The sequence below is a fragment of the Micromonospora sp. NBC_00860 genome, assembly GCF_045207375.1.
Taxonomy (GTDB): domain Bacteria; phylum Actinomycetota; class Actinomycetes; order Mycobacteriales; family Micromonosporaceae; genus Micromonospora; species Micromonospora vinacea.
This window is the reverse complement of record NZ_CP108825.1, coordinates 4,354,476-4,372,428: the sequence shown is the minus strand read 5'-3', so window position 1 is coordinate 4,372,428 and position 17,953 is coordinate 4,354,476. Positions and strand designations below refer to the sequence as shown.

The window sequence follows — 17,953 nt, the reverse complement described above, 5'->3', positions numbered from 1 at the left end:
CGATGGTTGCCGGCCGGCACTAGGTTGTCGGTGGTCAGCAGCGAGGAGGCCGGGATGCGGGTACTGGTGGTCGAGGACGAGCGCAACCTCGCCGACGCGATCGCGCGCGGGTTGCGCAAGCGGGGGATGGCCGTCGACGTGGCGTACGACGGCGACGCCGGCCACGAGGCGGCCTTCATCACCCGGTACGACGTTGTGGTGCTCGACCGCGACCTGCCCGGCGTGCACGGCGACCAGATCTGTGCCGACCTGGCGGCCTCCGGTGCGTTGACCCGGGTGCTGATGCTGACCGCCAGCGGCACCGTGGCTGACCGGGTGGAGGGGTTGCAGCTCGGCGCCGACGACTACCTGCCCAAACCGTTCGCGTTCGACGAGTTGGTCGCCCGGGTGCAGGCGCTGGGACGGCGGGCCACCCCGGCCGCGCCGCCGGTGCTCGAACTGGCCGACCTGGTGCTCGACCCGGCCCGGCGGGTGGCCACCCGCGCCGGTGTGCCGGTGGACCTCACCAACAAGGAGTTCGGGGTGCTCTGCGAACTGCTCAAGGCGCGCGGCGCGGTGGTCTCCAGTGAGGAGCTGCTGGAACGGGTCTGGGACGCCAACACCGACCCGTTCACCACCATCGTCCGGGTCACAGTGATGACGTTGCGCAAGAAGCTCGGTGACCCGCCGTTGATCGAGACGGTGGTCGGGGCGGGCTACCGCACCGCCGAGGTGGGCGCATGAGCCGCCGGTTGCGGCCCACCCTGCGGTTGCGGCTGACAGTGCTCAACGGCGTGCTGCTGGTCGGGGCCGGAGCGATCCTGGTGGTGCTGGCCTGGCTGTTGGTCCGCGACGCGTTGCGACCCACCGACGAGTTGGTGCCCGGCACGATCGTGTTGCTCTCCGACGGTCGGCAGATGGACGCCGCTGAGTGGCAGCGACAGTTGGTCGACGCCGCCTCCGGGGAGCTGCTGGCCAAGGGCCTGGTCGCGCTGTTGGCGATCAGCGTGGTCGGGGTGGCCGGCGCGTACGCGGTGGCCGGGCGGGCGCTGCGCCCCCTGCACCAGGTCACCGCGACCGCGCAGCGGCTCGGTGAGGCGACCCTGGACCAGCGCATCGGTTACTCGGGCGCCGACGACGAGGTGGCCGAGCTGGCCAAGACGTTCGACGCCATGCTGGACCGGATCGCGTCCGCGTTCGAGGCCCAGAAGCGTTTCGTGGCGAACGCCTCGCACGAGCTGCGTACCCCCCTCGCGGTGATGCGGACCGAGATCGACGTGACGCTCAGCGACGACGACGCGGACGCCGCCGAGTACCGACGGATGGCCACAGTGGTCCGCGACGCCTCCGAGCGGGCCAACGGCCTGGTGGACGCGCTGCTGGTGCTGGCCCGCAGTGAGGCGCAGGCCGGGCGGCAGTTGGGACGGCGTACCGAGTGTGATCTGGCCGCGGGCACCGCCAACGCGCTGTCGGCGATGCGCCGCGAGGTGGAACGGATCGGCCTGCGGGTGCAGACGTCGCTGGAGTCGGCGCCGGTCGTCGGCGACCCGGGGCTGCTCGACCGGCTGGCCGGAAACCTGATCGAGAACGCGGTCCGCTACAACCACCTGCACGGCCGGCTCTGGGTGCGTACCGGCACCGACGGCGACCGGTCCTGGCTGGTGGTGGGGAACACCGGTTTCGAGGTGGACCAGGCCGACGTGCCGGGACTGTTCGAGCCGTTCCGCCGTGGTGGCCGGGAACGCACCGGCGCCCGTGGCTCCGGCCTGGGGTTGTCCATCGTCCGGGCGGTCTGCACTGCCCACGGCGGCACCGTGCGGGTGATCGCGCAATCGGGTGGTGGTCTGGAGGTGACTGTCACCCTGCCGTCGGCGGACGCCCCGGTGGTCAACGGCGCGGTGCCCAGCCCCGGCTGAACGGGGTTGCGGAGGAGGCTTGGCCGATGGCAAGATCACCGCGTCAGCCCAAGAAGTGAAGGGGGGTGCGTCGATGTCCGCCAATCATGACTCCGCACCCCGGGTCTGCGCCGGCTGACTCCCGGAAGCGGAGCGTCCCATCCGCACGGAGGGAACACCCGTGTATCCACGGATCCGCAACATCAGTTTTGACTGTCACGACACGTACGCCCTGGCCGGCTTCTGGTCGGCGGTGCTCGGCTACGCCCGGCTCCCGGAGGACCTTCCGGGTGACCCGGAAGCTGCCCTGCTGCCGCCGGACGGTGCCACGCCGAACATGTTCTTCCAAGCGGTGCCCGAGGACAAGGTGACCAAGAACCGGGTCCACATCTGCCTGGAACCGGTCGACCGGACCCGCGACGAGGAAATCGAGCGGGTTCTCGGCCTCGGGGCCACCATGATCACCGATCAGCGGCGCACCGACGGGACGGGCTGGGCGGTTCTCGCCGACCCGGAGGGGAACGAGTTCTGCGTGGTCCGCAGCGCCGGGGAGCGGGTCGACACGACTGTGGAGGACCAAGCATGAGTACGACGATCCACAACATCAGCATCGACTGTCACGACACGTACGCCCTCGCCGGCTTCTGGTCGCAGGTCTTCGACTGCCCCCGGCAGCCCGACGACTTCCCCGGCGACCCGGAGGCGATGCTCCTGCCGCCGGGCGGCCCGGAGGTGCTCTTCCTCGCGGTGCCCGAGGGCAAGACGGTGAAGAACCGGCTGCACCTGGACCTCCAACCCGCCGACCGGACCCGGGCCGAGGAGGTCGAGCGACTGCTGGGCATCGGCGCGACGCTCGTCGCCGACCACGTCGGCCCGACCGGCGGGGGTTGGGTGGTGCTGGCCGACCCGGAGGGCAACGAGTTCTGCGTGCTCGGCAACGCCGACGAGCGGGCGGCCGCAGCGGCCGCGCGGGCCGCGGCAGCGGTTGCCGAACAGGCCTGACCGTCCTCGTACGGCACGGGGCCCCGGCCACCCTCGGGTTGCCGGGGCCGCGTGCCACGCTGCTGGGGCAGGACTTGCCCGCAAGATTCAGGCGGTGGCCGTGTCGTTGCGCGGTGACTAGACGAAGGCCGTCACGCCCTCGTATTCCGCCACCGGGGCGGCGCCGACATGCTCGTACTCGAGCAGGAGCAGACCCTTCGCCGTCGCTTCGTGGCGAACCAGCCGGAGGCCGACGGATGCGCTCGGCTGGTCGAGCAGCCGACGCCCGGCACCGGCCACGGTGGGGGCGACGACGAGTCGGAGTGTGTCGACGAGGCCGGCCGACAACAGTGCCCTGCCAAGCCGTGCGCTCCCGTGGATCTGGAGCTCCCGTCCTGGCTGCGCCTTGAGTTCCCCGACGGTGTGGATCGGGTCACCGTGGAGCACTGTCGTCGGGGGCCAACAACCCTCCGCCAGGGTGTTGGTCACGACGTACTTCGGTAGTGAGTTCATCCGTTCGGTGAACGGATCGTTCGGGTCGGTGATCTGCGGCCAGTCGCGAGCGAACGCCTCGTAGGTCCGCCGTCCGAGCAGCAGACCGTCGGCGAGACCCAACCAGTCAGAGGTGCGGCGGACGAACGCCTCATCCAGGTAGGGCACGAGCCAGCCGCCGCGGGTGAAGCCGTCGCTCGGATCCTCGGTCGGCGAGCCGGGACCCTGGCTGACGCCGTCGAGAGTGACGAACTCGGTAAGGACGAGCTTCACGGCGCACCCTGGCTCTCGGCGACCCCGGCGAGTTGTTCGGTGACAGAGCCCCAGCCGTCCGCGAAGCCGATCTTCTCGTGCAGGTCACGAGCGGCGGGATCACCGTGGCGGACAATGATCCGGTAGTCCGTACCGTCCGGATGATCTCTCATGGTGATCTCCGCGGTCATTGGGACCGGGGCAGGGTTCGCGGGCCGCCAGGCGCTGTCGATCACATTGGTGAACACGATCCGTTCGAGATCGTCGACGACGAGGAAGCACGCGTCGAGGTGTGGGACGAACTCCACCCCGTCCTCGCTCAGTCGGGTGACGAATGCGCCACCGGGCCGGACGTCCAAGCGATCGACGCGGCACAGGGCTGGCGACGGTACCCACCACTTCTCGAAGCGGGACGGGTCGGTCCAGGCGCTCCACACGGAGGCGCGAGGGGCACGGATGACCCGCGCCATGGTCAGGTCCAGGTCGGGATTCACTGCTGGTTCTCCTGCTGATCGGTGACGAGGCGTTCCAGGCGATCCGTGCGCTCTTCCCAGATCCGGCGCTGCTCCGCGAGCCAGTCGTCGACGACGGCGAGGCGCTCGCGGTTGAGCACGCAGGTGCGCACCCGGCCGGACTTGGTCGTGTGGATCAGTCCGTTCGACTCGAGCGTCTGCACGTGTTTCATGAACGAGGGAAGGGTCATCGGAAACTCGCGGGCGAGATCACCGACGCTCGTCGGGCCGTGGCCGAGGCGTCGGATGACCCAGCGCCGGGTCGGGTCAGCGAGGGCGACGAACACGCCGTCGAGCTGCGCCGAATACTGTGCCATGCGGCTAAGTGTTGCCGGAGATGACAGTTAGCGCAAGGGCAAAGTATTGGCGGCCCCACGGGGTGACCGCCGCGACGACGGCTGCCGATCGGCGCGCTTCAGGAACAGCAGCAGGGCCCCGGCCACCCGAGGGTGGCCGGGGCCCCGGTCTCGTACCGATCAGGACTGCTGCTCGACCTGGCCCCGGATCGTGGCGAACTCGGCCTTCGCCTGGTCGGCGGTCTTGAAGTACATCACCACCATGCCCAGGCTGCCCCGGTCGGCCCACACGCAGATGCCCAGCGGCACGGTCTCGGCCTTGCCGTCGCCGCAGCGCGCCTCACCGCCGAGCGGGCCGGCGTCGACGGCGGCCATCTCGCCCACGGTCAGCTGCTTGGACAGGCCGTCCACATAGGCGTCGAGCTCCTTCTTCGGGTCCGTCAGCAGCCCGGACACGCCCGTGATCATGACGAGATCCTGCTTGGTCGGGTCACCGTAGAAGGCGGCGACCGTGCTCGTCGCGTTCCCCGCAGCCGTCTTCATCTCGTTGACCGCCTGGTCGGCGGCCGTCTGGAGCTCCGGGTTGGTGAGCTTCGGCCGGCCGGCGAGGGTGGCCGGCGCGACCACCCGGGTCTTGCTGGCATCCACGACGGCGCCCACGTCGTCCTTGACGGCGAACCAGGTGATCGCCACGCCGCCGAGGCAGAGCACCAGCACCACTGCCAACACGATCAGCACGATCTTGCCGACGTTCGACTTCTTCGCCGGCGGCGGGCCGCCGGCCAGGTTCGGGTCACCGTACGGCTGACCCGGCTGCGCCGGCGGGAAACCCGACTGCGCGGGCGGGAAGCCACCCTGCGCCGGTGGGAAGCCCGGCTGCGCCGGCGGGAAGCCACCGGGCTGCTGCGGCTGTCCCTGCTGCTGTGGCGGCGGCCAACCGCCAGGCTGCTGGCCCGGCTGCTGCGACGGGTCGGGGGAATCGTGCGGCGGGCCGTAGGGATTGGCCGGCGGCTGGGACATCAGTCAGCTCCAAGATGGGTGTGCAAAACGCGTGATCCTAACCCGGTGCGGAGTCCGCCGTTGTCCCTGCGGAAACCCGCAACCGGCGATCGACTGATCACAAACGGTCGCGGTGGCCGGGCCGTCCACGAGGGACGGTCCGACCACCGCGACTGTGGTAGAGCTATCGATCAGGCCGGCAGGCTCGCCGCGCCACGCGGCAGGAACCGCTGGCCGGTGACCCGCTCGGAGGTGCCGGTCCGGTCCAGGTACGGCGTGACACCGCCCAGGTGGAACGGCCAACCGGCGCCCAGGATCATGCACAGGTCGATGTCCTGCGCCTCGGCGACCACACCCTCGTCCAGCATCAGCCGGATCTCCTGCGCGAGCGCGTCCAGCGCGTTCTGGCGTACCTGCTCGGCGGTCAGCGGCTGGTCACCCACCACGAGCAGCTTGGCGACCTCTTCGTTGACCTGGTCGTCGACCACGATCGGTTGGCCCGAGTCGGCGATCCGCTTGAGGTTCTCGCTGACCCCGAACCGGTCCGGGTACGCGGCGTGCAGAGTGCCGCCCACGTGGTACGCCACGGCCGGCCCGACCAACTGGAGCAGGGCGAGCGGGCGCATCGGCAGGCCCAGCGGGTCCAGTGCGCTGTTCGCCACGTCCAGCGGCGTCCCGGCGTCGACGGCGGCGAAGACGGTGCCCAGGAAGCGGGTGAGTAGCCGGTTCACCACGAACGCCGGTGCGTCCTTGACCAGCACGCTCGACTTCTTGAGCTGCTTGCCGACCGCGAACGCGGTGGCCAGCGTGACGTCGTCGGTGCGCTCGCCCCGGACGATCTCCAGCAGCGGCAGCACCGCCACCGGATTGAAGAAGTGGAAGCCGACCACCCGCTCGGGGTGCTCCAACTCGGCGGCCATCTCGGTGATCGACAGCGAGCTGGTGTTGGTGGCGAGCACCGCCTCCGGGGAGACGATCTTCTCCAACTCGGCCCAGACCTGCTTCTTGACGCCCAGGTCCTCGAAGACCGCCTCGATGACGAAGTCGGCGTCGGCGAAGGCGCTCTTGTCGACAGTGCCGCTGACCAGGCCGTACAGCTTGGCGGCGGTGCCCTTGTCCATCCGGCCCTTGGTGACGGCCTTCTCGATCTGGGTGTGCACGTAGCCGACGCCCTTGTCCACGCGGGACTGGTCGAGGTCGGTCATCACCACCGGCACCTGGAGGCGGCGGGCGAACAGCAGCGCCAGCTGGCTGGCCATGAGACCCGCGCCGACGATGCCGACCTTGGTGATCGTCCGGGCCAGGCCCTTGTCCGGTGCGCCGGCCGGGCGCTTGGCCCGCCGCTGCACCAGGTCGAACGCGTACAGGCCGCTGCGCAACTCCTCGGAGAAGACCAGATCCGCGAGGGCCTCGTCCTCGGCGGCGGTGCCGGCGGCGAAGTCGCCGTCCTTCGCCGTCTCCAACAGGTCGAGCGCCCTGTACGCGGCCGGGACCGCGCCGTGCAGCCGCTGGTTCAGGGTCTCCCGGGCGAAGTAGAGCACGCCCGCCCACATGTCCTTGTCGACCTCGGGCCGGGTCACTGTGACCTGACCCCGGACCACGCTGGCCGCCCACTCCAGGGACCGCTCCAGGAAGTCCGCCGGCTCCAGCAGGACGTCCGCGATGCCCAGCTCGGCCGCCTGCTTCGGCTTGAGCATCTTGTTCTGCATCAGCGGGTTCTGGATGATCACCTGGGTCGCGGCGGGGATGCCGATCAGGTTCGGCAGCAGCTGCGTGCCGCCCCAGCCGGGCACCAGACCGAGGGAGACCTCGGGCAACGCGAGGGCCGCCGCCCCACCGGAGAGCGTCCGGTAGTGGCAGTGCAGCGCCAACTCCAGGCCACCGCCCATCGCCGCGCCGTTGACGAACGCGAAGGTGGGGACGCTGCTGTCCTTGAGCCGGGCGAAGACCCGGTGGCCGAGCCGGCCGATCTCCAGCGCCTGCGCGCGATCGGCGAGCTGCGGCAGGCCGACGATGTCCGCGCCCACGCAGAAGATGTACGGCTTTCCGGTGACCGCGATGAACGCCGGGTCGGCGGCGAGCGCGGCGGTGATCGCCTCGTCCAGGCTGGCCAGCCCACCAGGGCCGAAGGTGTTCGGCTTGGTGTGGTCGAAGCCGTTGTCCAGGGTGATCAGGGCGGCGGGCCGGTCCAGCCCCGGCACGTTCACCTGGCGCAGCAACGCCCTGGTGACGACCTCGTTCGGTGCGGCGAGCGCGCTCACTTAGCTCCCTCCCAGTGCGGGTTCTCCCAGATGACAGTGCCGCCCATGCCGATGCCGATGCACATCGCGGTGAGGCCGTAGCGGACCTCGGGGTGCTCGGCGAACTGGCGGGCCAGCTGCGTCATAAGCCGCACGCCGGAGGAGGCCAACGGGTGACCGATGGCGATCGCGCCGCCCCACGGGTTGACCCGTGCGTCGTCGTCGGCGATCCCGAAGTGGTCGAGGAAGGCGAGCACCTGCACGGCGAACGCCTCGTTCAGCTCGAACAGGCCGATGTCGTCGATGCTGAGGCCGGCGAGGCGCAGCGCCTTCTCCGTCGACGGGATCGGGCCGACGCCCATCACCTCCGGCTCGACTCCGACGAAGCCGAACGAGACCAGCCGCATGGCGACCGGCAGACCCAGCTCGCGGGCGGTGGCCTCGTCGGCCAGCAGACTCGCCGTGGCGCCGTCGTTCAGGCCGGCCGCGTTACCTGCGGTGACCTTGCCGTGCGGGCGGAACGGGGTCTTCAGGGTGGCGAGCTTCTCCAGCGAGGTGTCCCGCGGGGCCTCGTCCACAGTGGCCAGACCCCAGCCGCCCTCGGCGTCGCGGATCGACATCGGCACCAGGTCGTCCTGGAGCTTGCCGTTGGCGTACGCCTTGGCGGTCTTCTGCTGCGAGGCGAGCGCGAACGCGTCGGTGCGTGCCTTGGTGATGTGCGGGACCAGGTCGTGCAGGTTCTCCGCGGTGGAGCCCATCACCAGCGCGGACGGGTCGACCAGCTTCTCCGCGATGATGCGCGGGTTGGGGTCGACGCCCTCACCCATCGGGTGGCGGCCCATGTGCTCGACGCCACCGGCGATGGCGATGTCGTACGCGCCCATCGCGATGCCGCTGGCCACCGTGGTGACGGCGGTCATCGCCCCCGCGCACATCCGGTCGATGGCGAAGCCGGGAACGGTCTTGGGCAGCCCGGCCAGCAGGGCGGCGGTGCGGCCGATGGTGAGGCCCTGGTCGCCGATCTGGGTGGTGGCCGCGATGGCGACCTCCTCGACCCGCTCCGGGGGCAGCTGCGGGTTGCGGCGCAGCAGTTCCCGGATGCAGCGGATCACCAGGTCGTCGGCGCGGGTGTTGGCGTACATGCCACCCGCCTTGCCGAACGGGGTACGGACGCCGTCGACGAAGACGACATCGCGAACTTCACGGGGCACTTGAGCCTCCTATTCGACCGTGATTCGGCCTTCGCGCCGGGCGGCACGCCGGACCGAACGAGGGTCGCGGACACGGGCACGTTTCCCTCGGATGCTACTCGCCAGTAACCAACCCCGTCCCCACCCCCCCGCTGTGGCCCACCCCACACCCCACCGTCACCTTGGGCTCGTCCAACTTCCGACGATCATGAGGTTGGCGGGGCTGTGGATCTCCTGGAGGCCCGTCAACCTCATGATCACCAGGGTTCGTGGGAGGGGGTCAGGGGAGGGGTGGGGTGGGGGTCAGGGCTTCGGTCAGGTCGGGAGTGAGGAGCCCGATCTGCCACTCGCGGGCGTTGAGGCCGCGCAGGGTCTCCGCGACCGAAGCCTCGGTCATCTCCTCCGGCGGGGTCCAGGCCAGTCGGCGGATCGAATCTGGAGTGATCAGGTTCTCCGGCGGAAGGTTGTGCTCACCGGCGATGCGGATCACGACCTCCCGGCAGCGGGCCAGCCGACCGGCCGCCACCGGGTCCCGTTCGGCCCACCGGTGCGGCGGGGGCGGACCCTCCACGGCCGGCGAGACCGGCAGGGAATCCTCCGGCAGCTGCCGGGCGTCGTCGAGCGCGGCCAGCCAGGTGCGGGCCAGCCGACGGACCGACCGGCCGCCGAAACCGGGCAGGGTCAGCAGGGTCTTCTCGTCCTTCGGATCCAGCTCGGCTGCGGCGATGATGGCCGAGTCGGGCAGCACCCGACCGGGAGCGGCGTCCCGCCGGGAGGCGATCTGGTCCCGGGCGTACCACATCGAGCGGACCCGGGCCTGGGCCCGCGCCCCCCGCAGCCGGTGGATGCCCGAGGTGCGCCGCCACGGCTCCGCACGGACCCGGGGCGGACGTGCCCCGGTGCGGACCAGCGCGGCGAACTCCTCCGCGGCCCAGGCCGACTTGCCCTGCCGGGTCAACTCGGCGTCCAGCGCGTCCCGCAGGTCGGTGAGCAGCTCCACGTCGAGGGCGGCGTACGTCAACCACGACTCGGGCAGCGGTCGGCTCGACCAGTCGGCCGCCGAATGGTGCTTCTCCAGGGTGAACCCGAGCAACTGCTCGGTGAGCGCGGCCAGCCCGACGCGTTCGAAACCGGCCAGCCGAGCCGCCAGCTCGGTGTCGAACAGTCGGCGCGGACGCAACCCCACCTCGGCCAGACAGGGCAGATCCTGGCTGGCCGCGTGGAGGACCCACTCGGCCTCGCCGATCACCGCGTCCAGCGCGCTGAGGTCGGGCAGGGGCAGCGGGTCGATCAGCGCCGTGCCCGCACCGGCCCGGCGCAACTGCACCAGGTACGCGCGCTGGCTGTAGCGGTAGCCGGAAGCCCGCTCGGCGTCCAGGGCGACCGGGCCGGTGCCCGCCGCGAAGCGGGCCACCACCTCGGCAAGCTCGGCCGGGGCGGCCACCGGATCGGGGGTGCCGTCACGCGGGGCGATCAGCGGAACGGGCCCACCGTCGGCCGGGTCGGCCCCCTCGCCCGCCGGCTGCGGCTGGGCCGACGGCGGGTGCTGGGGTGCGTTTCCCGGAAGTTCTTCGGTGGGCCGACGGCGCAGGGGTGGTTCGTCGGTCACCTGCCAACCCTAGTGCGCGCGGAGATCCGACGGGTGCAGCCGGTCCGGCGTGTGTCGATCAGGTGTCCGCGAAGTGTCGTTCCGAGCGCCGAACATCAGGCCGCGCCGGCCGGGCGGCGGTCGGAGAGGGCCGTCACGCCCGGTGGGGGGAGGCCGGCGGTGGAGGCGAGCAGCGCGCACCAGCCGAGCAGGTGTGGGGTCAGGTCGTCGTCGATCGGCGTCCAGGACGCGCGGATCTCGATGTCACCGACGGTCGGTGGCCCGGCGAGGTCGCCGAACCGGGTCGACATGGTCTGCGTCACCGTCCCGCCGATCGCCCGGTGGCCGGCGTCCTGGGCGTCCAGCGCGTCGGTCAGCCACGTCCAGCCGACTCCGGGCAGCAGCGGGTCGGCGGCCAGGTCGACCTCCAACTCGGCGGTCACGTAGGTGACCAGCCGCAGGGTGCCCTGCCACGCCTCGTGCCCGACCGGGTTGTGCAGCAGGATCAGCCGGCCGGTCGCGACCTCGTCGTCGTCGCGCAGCACTGTCGCGGCGAGCGCGAACGTGTACGGGGCCAGCCGCTGGGGGGCGCCGACCTCCTCCAGGGTGATCTCCGGCCGGGGGGCGGCCGACCGCAGCCCGGCGACCGCTCGGGCGAACGTCTCCGGGAGCGCGATCGGGGGGGCCATGTCGGCAGCCTATGCCGCCGTCCGTCGCCCGCTTCGACGGCGCGCCGACGCTCAGCGAAGGGCACCGGGCGTAAGGAACGGTGCCCTTCCTCTCACCCCCACCCGGTTGGGGGTGGCGGGCGTGGCACGATTGCGGCGATGACCACGGACACCACGGGCACTGTCGCCCGAGACGGAGAATCCCGCCCCGGCGGACCGGCCGACTCGCCCTTCATCCGGGCCTGCCGACGTCGGCCCGTTCCGCACACCCCGGTCTGGTTCATGCGCCAGGCAGGCCGCTCCCTGCCGGAGTACCGGGAGATCCGGGCGAGCGTGCCGATGCTGGAGTCCTGCCGCCGACCGGAGCTGGTCACCGAGATCACCCTCCAGCCGGTGCGCCGACACGGCGTGGACGCGGCCATCCTGTTCAGCGACATCGTGGTGCCCGTCGCCGCGGCCGGGATCGACCTGGACATCGTGCCGGGCACCGGCCCGGTGGTCGCCGAGCCGATCCGCACCGCCGCCGACGTGGAGCGGATCCGCCCGATCACCCGCGACGACGTCTCGTACGTGGACGAGGCCGTCCGGCAGTTGGTGGTCGAGCTGGGCGACACCCCGCTCATCGGCTTCGCCGGCGCGCCGTTCACGCTCGCCAGCTACCTCGTCGAGGGCGGGCCGTCGCGCACCCACGCTAAGACCAAGGCCCTGATGTACGGCGATCCCGAGCTGTGGCACGCGCTCTGCGGCCGGCTCGCCGAGGTGACGTTGGCCTTCCTGCGGGTGCAGATCGAGGCCGGCGTCTCCGCCGTGCAGCTGTTCGACTCGTGGGCCGGCGCGCTCTCCGAGGCCGACTACCGTCGTTTCGTGTTGCCGCACTCGACCGCCGTGCTGAGCGGGCTGGTGGGCGCCGGGGTGCCCCGGATCCACTTCGGGGTGGGCACCGGCGAGCTGCTCGGCGCGATGGGCGAGGCCGGGGCGGACGTGGTCGGCGTCGACTGGCGTACGCCGCTGGACGTGGCCACCGGCCGGATCGGCGCGGACAAGGCGGTGCAGGGCAACCTGGACCCGTGCGTTCTGCTGGCGCCGTGGCCGGTCGTCGAGGCCGAGGTACGCCGCATCCTGGAGCAGGGCCGGGCGGCCCCCGGGCACGTGTTCAACCTCGGCCACGGTGTGCTGCCGGAGACCGACCCGGAGGTGCTGACCCGGGTGGTCGCGCTGGTGCACGAGCTGTCCAGCCGCCGGGCCGACCAGGGCTGACCGGTGACGCGGCAGCCCTGGCGGGTGGCGGTGGTCGGCGGCGGGATCGCCGGCCTGGCCGCCGCGGTCCGCCTGCGCGACCGCGCACCGGCCGGCACCGAGATCACCGTGTACGAGCAGTCCGGCGCGCTGGGCGGAAAGCTGCGCACCGGGGAGTTGGCCGGCCAGCCGGTGGAGTTCGGCGCGGAATCGTTCCTGATGCGCGACCCGACCGGCGCCGAGAGCGCGGCGGTGGCGTTGGCCCGCCGGCTCGGGCTGGCCGAGAGGATCGTGCACCCCACAGTGGGGCAGGCCGCGTTGGTCGTCGACGGGGGGCTGCGCCCCATCCCGGGCGGCACCCTGGTGGGCGTACCCGGGGATCTGGATCGGGTGGCCGCTGTCGCCCGCCCGGCCGCGGACGCCGACACCGACGGCGGTCGGCCGCTGGTCGGGCCCGACGCGGACGTCTCGGTGGGTGCGCTGGTCCGGTCCCGCTTCGGGGACGAGGTGGTCGAGCGGTTGGTCGACCCGATGCTGGGTGGCGTGTACGCGGGCCGCGCGGACGATCTCTCCCTGGTCACGACGATGCCCGCGCTGGCCCGGGCGGCCCGGGTGGAGCACACCCTGGTCGGCGCGGTCCGGGCCGCGCAGGCCGCCGCGCCGCGTGCGCCGGGCGCGCCGGTCTTCGGCACCCTGGCCGGTGGGCTGAGCACCCTGGTCGAGGCGGCGGTGACGGCCAGCGGCGCGACGGTACGGCGGGACGCCGCAGTGCGCGAGTTGACGCCTACCGGCACCGGTTGGCGGCTCACCGTCGGCCCGACCCGCGACCCTGACGACGGCTCCAGGTCGCGGCGCGGCGGTAGACGCGCCGAGCTGGAGTCGTCGATGGTCGACGTGGACGCGGTGGTGCTGGCGGTGCCGGCCCGACCGGCGGCGCGGCTGCTCGCCGGCCCCGCGCCGGCGGTGGCGGCGGGCGTCGGCGCGCTTGACTACGCGAGCGTCGCCCTGGTCACCATGGCGTTGCCGCAGCCGCGACTGCCCGAGCTGTCCGGCTTCCTGGTGCCCAGCACCGAGGGCCTGCTGATCAAGGCGGCGACCTTCTTCACCACCAAGTGGGGGCACCTGCGCCGGCCGGACGGGTTGGCCCTGGTGCGCGCCTCGGTGGGCCGGTACGGCGAGGAGGCGCACCTGCAACGCCCCGACGCGGACCTGGCGGCCACCGTGCACCGCGAGCTGTCGGCGGTGCTCGGCACCCCGCTGCCCGCACCGGTCGACGGGCACGTGCAGCGGTGGGGCGGTGCGCTGCCGCAGTACGCGCCGGGGCACGCCGACCGGCTCGCCGCCGCGCGGACGGCGTTGCGGGCCGCGCACCCCACACTGGTCCTCGCCGGCGCCGGCTACGACGGCGTCGGCATCCCGGTCTGCGTCCGCTCCGGCGAGACGGCGGCCGAAGAGATCATCACAGCACTGGGAGGATCGGCGAGATGACCGAGCAGACCAACGCGGCCCGGTTGCGGGAGCTGAACGACAGCATCCGCTACACCATGTGGTCGGTGTTCCGGGCCAGCTCCCCGCTGCCGTCGCTGCGGGACAACGTCACCGGCGAGGTGGTGTCCCTCTTCGACGAGCTGGCCGGCAAGGACGTCGTGGTCCGAGGCGTGTACGACGTCTCCGGGCTGCGCGCCGACGCGGACGTGATGATCTGGTGGCACTCCGCGTCCCCGGACGCGCTCCAGGACGCGTACCTGCGGTTCCGCCGCACCACGCTGGGCCGGGCGCTGACCCCGGTGTGGTCGCAGATGGCGCTGCACCGGCCGGCGGAGTTCAACAAGAGCCACATCCCGGCGTTCCTGGCCGGCGAGGAGGCCCGCCCCTACATCTGCGTGTACCCGTTCGTCCGCTCCTACGAGTGGTACCTGCTGCCCGACGCCGAGCGGCGGGAGATGCTTGCCGAGCACGGGAAGATGGCCCGCGGCTACCCGGACGTACGGGCCAACACCGTCGCCTCGTTCGCGCTCGGCGACTACGAGTGGATGCTCGCCTTCGAGGCCGACGAACTGCACCGGATCGTCGACCTGATGCGGGACCTGCGCGCCTCCGGTGCCCGCCGGCACGTCCGCGAAGAGGTCCCGTTCTACACCGGCCGCCGCCGTTCGGTAGCCGAGATCGTCAACTGCCTGGTCTGACCCACCCCCACCCCCGTCCCCACCCCGCGATCTTGCACTTTCTGTCCCGACGAAAAGGGCATAAGTCGCGATCCGGCGACCGAAAGTGCAAGATCGCGGGGAGGGGAGGGGCGGGGAGGGCACGGGGGGCGGGGTGAGGGCGTGGTTAGAGGGTGCGTTGCATTACCTGTTCGCGGCCTACGCCGTCGGGTAGGTGATCGCCCAACTCGTCGGTCTGCGTGAAGCCCACGCGCTCGTAGAGGGCCTTTGCGGGCGTGTTGTCCGGCATGACGCTGAGGCGCAGCCGGTCGGCGCCGCGCTCGCGGGCCCAGCGCGCCACCTCGTCCACCAGGCAGTCGCCGACACCCTTGCCGCGGGCGTCGGGGTGCACCCACATCGAGATCAGGTCCATCACCAGAGGGTCCGCCGTGGGCACGCCGCTCGACATCCCGACCGGACGCCCGTCCAGGACGGCCACCAGGTTGTGTGAGCCGGGGATGCTCAGCCGGTCGCGCCAGCGTTGCTCGCGGTCGCCGTCGCCCTGCCAGTCGGCGAGCCGGGAGCCGAACGCCCCCGGCGCCTCGCTGAGGGCGGCCAGCCGCAGTTCGCGCCAGGTGGGCCAGTCATCGGGGGTGAGCACCCTGATCTCGATCATGCGGGGATGGTGCCCGGACGGACCGCCGGGCACCACCGCATTTCCCACCGTCCGGCGCCGCACCCCCGCCCGGGTGCGGCGCCGGACGGGGATCAACTGGTCGTCGTACAGGAGACCAGCGGAACCGGGTTGCTGCCGTTCCACGAGCCGAGGAAACCGAACGTGGTGCTCGCTCCGGCGGCGAGGGTGCCGTTGTGGTTGGCGTTACGTGCGGTGACCAGCGTGCCGTTGGCGCCGACCGTCGCGTTCCACGACGAGGTGACCTGCTGGCCGTTGTTGTAGTTCCAGCTCACCGACCAGCCCTGGGTCGGTGAACCGCCCGCTGTCACCTTCACCTCGGCCTGGAAGCCACCGGACCACTGACCGGTGACCTGGTACGTCGCCGTGCAGGCACCGGCCGGCGGCGGGGTCGTCGGCGGCGGCGTGGTGGGCGGGGGCGTGGTCGGTGGCGGGGTCGTCGGCGGGGGAGTGGTGGGTGGCGGGGTGGTCGAACCGCCACCGAAGTCGACGTCGCTGCACAGGTAGTACGACTGGTCCAGGTGGCTGGCCTGCCAGACGGTGTAGACGATGTGCCGTCCGGTGCGTCCCGGCGCGCTGACCGGGATCTGGATCGAGACACCACTGGGGTCCGGGCTCCACTGGGAGGCGGGCGTGTTGCCGATCTGGCCGGCCAACTCCAGGTTGCCCCAGCCGAGTGTTTGGCTGGCCGCGTTGAAGCCCTGCTTGGTCACGTACACCCGGATGTAGTCGGCGCCGTGACGGGCCTGGTCGACGAAGCGGAGCCGGAAGTTGTTTGACACCGCTGTGGTCTTCCAGGCGCCGATGGTGTCCAGCGCGTTGTAGCGCGGGCTCTGGGTGCGTCCGCCGCTGCAGAGTTGGCCGTCGGGGACGGCGGCCTGGTGGTTGCCCCCCACACCCTCGCGGTACAGGCCGTTCCAGTTCCACATGGCGGCCGGGTCGGCCTGCCAGGCCTGCCAGCACATCGGGTCCTCGGTGGCCATCCGCGGGTTCTGGAAGTCGCTGCCCCAACGTTGCCAGCAGCCGTAGTTGCGTGAGGCCGGGTCGACGACCGAACCGTGCGCCGAGGCGGGTTCGGCCCGCATGGTGGTCACTGCGGTCGTCAAAAGGAGCGTGGTGGTCGCCGCGATGGCGAACAGCCAGAGCACGCGTCGTGATCGGGTGGGAGTGAACATGGAGCCCCCGGGGGGATGAGGTCGGACGTCGACACCCGGATCGCCGGGAGTTGCCCACTCCCGTGCCTGATCGCTGGCTCCCGCGATGGCTCTACCCGGCACCATGCCAGCTCGATCGTCAGCCGTCAATGGCATCGCGCCGCATCGGGGTGTGCGGGATGCCGTCCTCGACGTACTCGGGGCCGCTCACCGCGAAGCCGTGCCGGGTGTAGAACGCGACCAGGTGCGACTGGGCGTCCAGCACGCAGGCCCGGTTGCCCACCACCTCCAGCGCCGCGGTCATCAGCCGGCCGGCGTGCCCGCCGCCGCGCGCCTCCGGGGCCACCACGACCCGACCGATCCGGGCGTCGCCGTTCGGGTCGGCCAGGATCCGCAGGTACGCCAGCGGCGCGCCGCCGTCGGTGAGCCAGAGGTGCCGGGTGCCCGGCTCGACGTCGCGCCCGTCGAGCTCCGGGTACGGGCAGTTCTGCTCCACCACGAACACGTCGATGCGCAGCTTGAGCAGGTCGTGGAAGGTGCGGGCGTTCAGGTCGGCGAAGGAGGCCGTCCGGAGCTCGGTGGTCTGCTGGGGCATCCACCGATGGTAGGTCGGGCGGGTTCACCGGGCTTCCGCCCGGTCGGGTGCCAGGTAGGTGGCGGCCACGGCGGTGAGCAGCAGGACGCCGCCGCCGATCACCGGCAGGGGGAGCGGTTCGTGCAGCAGGGCCACCGCCAGGGCCGCGGCGGTGAGCGGTTCGAGCAGGGTGAGCACTGCCGCGACGCTGCCCGGTGTGGTGCGCAGTCCGGCGTAGAACAGCGCGTACGCGACAGCCGTGGTGACCACGCCGAGGTGCAGGAGCAGCGCCACGGTGTCGAGGCGTACCGGCAGGCCGACCCCGGCGACCACAGCGAACGGCGCCAGGGTCAACGCGCCGACCACTGTGGAGATGGTGGTCAGCGCCATCGGCGCGGTGCGCTGCGACACCTGGCGGCTGATCAGGGTGGTGACCGCGTACCCGAGGCCGGAGCCGGCCGCCGCGAGCAGGCCGAGCAGCGGGGCGGGCGCCGCAGCGCCGGGGTGCTCGGTGGCGCCGGTGATCAGGACGAGGCCGGCCATCGCCGCGACCAGCGTGCCGAGTCGTTGCGGGCCGGGGAGTCGGCGGGCGTGTACCGACTCCCAGGCCGCGGCGAGCACCGGGGCCAGGCCCAGGCTGACGATGGTGGCCACGCTGACGCCGGCCCAGGCCACGGCGGCGAAGTAGAGCGCCTGGTAGAGGCCGAGGCCGACGCCGGTGAGCAGCAGCGGTACGGGTGCGGCGCGCACTGTGGCCACTATCGTGCGGAGCCGGCCGGCGGTGCACGCCAGCAGCACGAGCGCGGCGATGGCGAGGCGGTGGAAGCCGATGCTCACCGGGCTGAGCCCGGTGCTCTCGCGCAGCAGTTGCACCGCCACGCCGGTGGTGCCCCACAGCACGCCGGTGACGCTGATCTGGATGAGGCCGCTGCGGGCGGCGTGGCGGGCGGCCGAGGCGGCCGGCAGCGGGGTACGGGTTGTGGACACGGGAGCGCTCCGAAGGGTGAGCCGTTGACGGGGACGACGTCGACGGAGCGCGTACGACAGGGTGGCCGAGCG

The 17,953-nt window shown here is 72.0% G+C and carries 19 protein-coding genes; 7 read left to right on the top strand and 12 right to left on the bottom strand.

The window, feature by feature from the left end; translation table 11 throughout:
- The first annotated feature begins 54 nt into the window (after nucleotides 1-54).
- From OH804_RS20025 to OH804_RS20010, 4 genes are all read left to right on the top strand, one after another.
- On the top strand, nucleotides 55-723 hold the full coding sequence (locus OH804_RS20025) for a response regulator transcription factor (protein ID WP_196921708.1): 669 nt from the start codon (nucleotides 55-57) through the stop codon (nucleotides 721-723).
- Entirely contained in the window at nucleotides 720-1,895 is a 1,176-nt protein-coding gene (locus OH804_RS20020; RefSeq protein WP_196921709.1) for a cell wall metabolism sensor histidine kinase WalK, read from the top strand. The genes OH804_RS20025 and OH804_RS20020 overlap by 4 nt, the downstream gene beginning before the upstream one ends.
- Before the next feature lie 160 nt (nucleotides 1,896-2,055).
- Nucleotides 2,056-2,460 carry a VOC family protein gene (locus tag OH804_RS20015; protein ID WP_406058781.1) on the top strand — a complete coding sequence of 135 codons (405 nt, stop codon included), beginning with the start codon at nucleotides 2,056-2,058 and terminating at the stop codon, nucleotides 2,458-2,460.
- Nucleotides 2,457-2,876, top strand: a complete 420-nt coding sequence (locus OH804_RS20010; RefSeq protein ID WP_406058780.1) for a VOC family protein — start codon at nucleotides 2,457-2,459, stop codon at nucleotides 2,874-2,876. The genes OH804_RS20015 and OH804_RS20010 overlap by 4 nt, the downstream gene beginning before the upstream one ends.
- Before the next feature lie 117 nt (nucleotides 2,877-2,993).
- On the opposite strand, the gene OH804_RS20005 is transcribed toward OH804_RS20010, so the two are convergent.
- From OH804_RS20005 to OH804_RS19970, 8 genes are all read right to left on the bottom strand, one after another.
- A complete protein-coding gene (locus tag OH804_RS20005) occupies nucleotides 2,994-3,620 on the bottom strand; it encodes a dihydrofolate reductase family protein (RefSeq protein ID WP_196921712.1) in 627 nt (208 codons plus the stop codon).
- The gene (locus OH804_RS20000) at nucleotides 3,617-4,093 is read right to left on the bottom strand and encodes an SRPBCC domain-containing protein (RefSeq protein WP_196921713.1); all 477 of its coding nucleotides are present in this window, start codon (nucleotides 4,091-4,093) and stop codon (nucleotides 3,617-3,619) included. The genes OH804_RS20005 and OH804_RS20000 overlap by 4 nt, the downstream gene beginning before the upstream one ends.
- Nucleotides 4,090-4,428 (bottom strand): helix-turn-helix transcriptional regulator, encoded by a 339-nt coding sequence (locus OH804_RS19995; RefSeq protein ID WP_196921714.1) that lies wholly within the window; start codon nucleotides 4,426-4,428, stop codon nucleotides 4,090-4,092. The genes OH804_RS20000 and OH804_RS19995 overlap by 4 nt, the downstream gene beginning before the upstream one ends.
- Nucleotides 4,429-4,587: 159 nt before the next feature.
- Nucleotides 4,588-5,427, bottom strand: a complete 840-nt coding sequence (locus OH804_RS19990; protein ID WP_196921715.1) for a hypothetical protein — start codon at nucleotides 5,425-5,427, stop codon at nucleotides 4,588-4,590.
- A 170-nt stretch (nucleotides 5,428-5,597) separates the two neighbouring features.
- Nucleotides 5,598-7,667 carry a 3-hydroxyacyl-CoA dehydrogenase NAD-binding domain-containing protein gene (locus OH804_RS19985; protein ID WP_406058776.1) on the bottom strand — a complete coding sequence of 690 codons (2,070 nt, stop codon included), beginning with the start codon at nucleotides 7,665-7,667 and terminating at the stop codon, nucleotides 5,598-5,600.
- Nucleotides 7,664-8,857 (bottom strand): thiolase family protein, encoded by a 1,194-nt coding sequence (locus OH804_RS19980; RefSeq protein WP_196921717.1) that lies wholly within the window; start codon nucleotides 8,855-8,857, stop codon nucleotides 7,664-7,666. The genes OH804_RS19985 and OH804_RS19980 overlap by 4 nt, the downstream gene beginning before the upstream one ends.
- 259 nt (nucleotides 8,858-9,116) lie before the next feature.
- Nucleotides 9,117-10,445, bottom strand: a complete 1,329-nt coding sequence (locus tag OH804_RS19975) for a ribonuclease D (RefSeq protein ID WP_406058774.1) — start codon at nucleotides 10,443-10,445, stop codon at nucleotides 9,117-9,119.
- Between the two features lie 95 nt (nucleotides 10,446-10,540).
- On the bottom strand, nucleotides 10,541-11,113 hold the full coding sequence (locus tag OH804_RS19970; protein ID WP_196921719.1) for a DUF3000 domain-containing protein: 573 nt from the start codon (nucleotides 11,111-11,113) through the stop codon (nucleotides 10,541-10,543).
- Between the two features lie 138 nt (nucleotides 11,114-11,251).
- On the opposite strand from OH804_RS19970, the gene hemE reads away from it, so the two are divergent.
- From hemE to hemQ, 3 genes are read left to right on the top strand one after another with little or no spacing between them, the layout of a single operon-like run.
- Nucleotides 11,252-12,349, top strand: coding sequence for a uroporphyrinogen decarboxylase (gene hemE, locus OH804_RS19965; protein WP_406058772.1), 1,098 nt, complete (start codon nucleotides 11,252-11,254; stop codon nucleotides 12,347-12,349).
- Nucleotides 12,350-12,352: 3 nt separating this feature from the next.
- The gene (gene hemG / locus OH804_RS19960; protein ID WP_196921721.1) at nucleotides 12,353-13,816 is read left to right on the top strand and encodes a protoporphyrinogen oxidase; all 1,464 of its coding nucleotides are present in this window, start codon (nucleotides 12,353-12,355) and stop codon (nucleotides 13,814-13,816) included.
- The gene (gene hemQ / locus OH804_RS19955) at nucleotides 13,813-14,514 is read left to right on the top strand and encodes a hydrogen peroxide-dependent heme synthase (RefSeq protein ID WP_196921722.1); all 702 of its coding nucleotides are present in this window, start codon (nucleotides 13,813-13,815) and stop codon (nucleotides 14,512-14,514) included. Before hemG ends, hemQ begins: the two co-directional genes overlap by 4 nt.
- 145 nt (nucleotides 14,515-14,659) lie before the next feature.
- On the opposite strand, the gene OH804_RS19950 is transcribed toward hemQ, so the two are convergent.
- The 4 genes from OH804_RS19950 to OH804_RS19935 form a co-directional block, all read right to left on the bottom strand.
- Entirely contained in the window at nucleotides 14,660-15,148 is a 489-nt protein-coding gene (locus OH804_RS19950) for a GNAT family N-acetyltransferase (protein ID WP_406058769.1), read from the bottom strand.
- Nucleotides 15,149-15,240: 92 nt separating this feature from the next.
- A complete protein-coding gene (locus OH804_RS19945) occupies nucleotides 15,241-16,341 on the bottom strand; it encodes a lytic polysaccharide monooxygenase (RefSeq protein WP_406058767.1) in 1,101 nt (366 codons plus the stop codon).
- Nucleotides 16,342-16,459: 118 nt separating this feature from the next.
- Entirely contained in the window at nucleotides 16,460-16,915 is a 456-nt protein-coding gene (locus OH804_RS19940) for a GNAT family N-acetyltransferase (protein WP_196921725.1), read from the bottom strand.
- A 24-nt stretch (nucleotides 16,916-16,939) separates the two neighbouring features.
- Nucleotides 16,940-17,881, bottom strand: coding sequence for a DMT family transporter (locus tag OH804_RS19935; protein WP_406058765.1), 942 nt, complete (start codon nucleotides 17,879-17,881; stop codon nucleotides 16,940-16,942).
- Nucleotides 17,882-17,953 lie beyond the last annotated feature (72 nt).

Coding starts and splice junctions, on each gene's coding strand:
- OH804_RS20025 (WP_196921708.1), top strand. CDS start 55: ATGCGGGTACTGGTGGTCGAGGACGAGCGCAACCTCGCCGACGCGATC.
- OH804_RS20020 (WP_196921709.1), top strand. CDS start 720: ATGAGCCGCCGGTTGCGGCCCACCCTGCGGTTGCGGCTGACAGTGCTC.
- OH804_RS20010 (WP_406058780.1), top strand. CDS start 2,457: ATGAGTACGACGATCCACAACATCAGCATCGACTGTCACGACACGTAC.
- OH804_RS19995 (WP_196921714.1), bottom strand. CDS start 4,428: ATGGCACAGTATTCGGCGCAGCTCGACGGCGTGTTCGTCGCCCTCGCT.
- OH804_RS19990 (WP_196921715.1), bottom strand. CDS start 5,427: ATGTCCCAGCCGCCGGCCAATCCCTACGGCCCGCCGCACGATTCCCCC.
- OH804_RS19970 (WP_196921719.1), bottom strand. CDS start 11,113: ATGGCCCCCCCGATCGCGCTCCCGGAGACGTTCGCCCGAGCGGTCGCC.
- hemE (WP_406058772.1), top strand. CDS start 11,252: ATGACCACGGACACCACGGGCACTGTCGCCCGAGACGGAGAATCCCGC.
- hemQ (WP_196921722.1), top strand. CDS start 13,813: ATGACCGAGCAGACCAACGCGGCCCGGTTGCGGGAGCTGAACGACAGC.
- OH804_RS19950 (WP_406058769.1), bottom strand. CDS start 15,148: ATGATCGAGATCAGGGTGCTCACCCCCGATGACTGGCCCACCTGGCGC.
- OH804_RS19945 (WP_406058767.1), bottom strand. CDS start 16,341: ATGTTCACTCCCACCCGATCACGACGCGTGCTCTGGCTGTTCGCCATC.
- OH804_RS19940 (WP_196921725.1), bottom strand. CDS start 16,915: ATGCCCCAGCAGACCACCGAGCTCCGGACGGCCTCCTTCGCCGACCTG.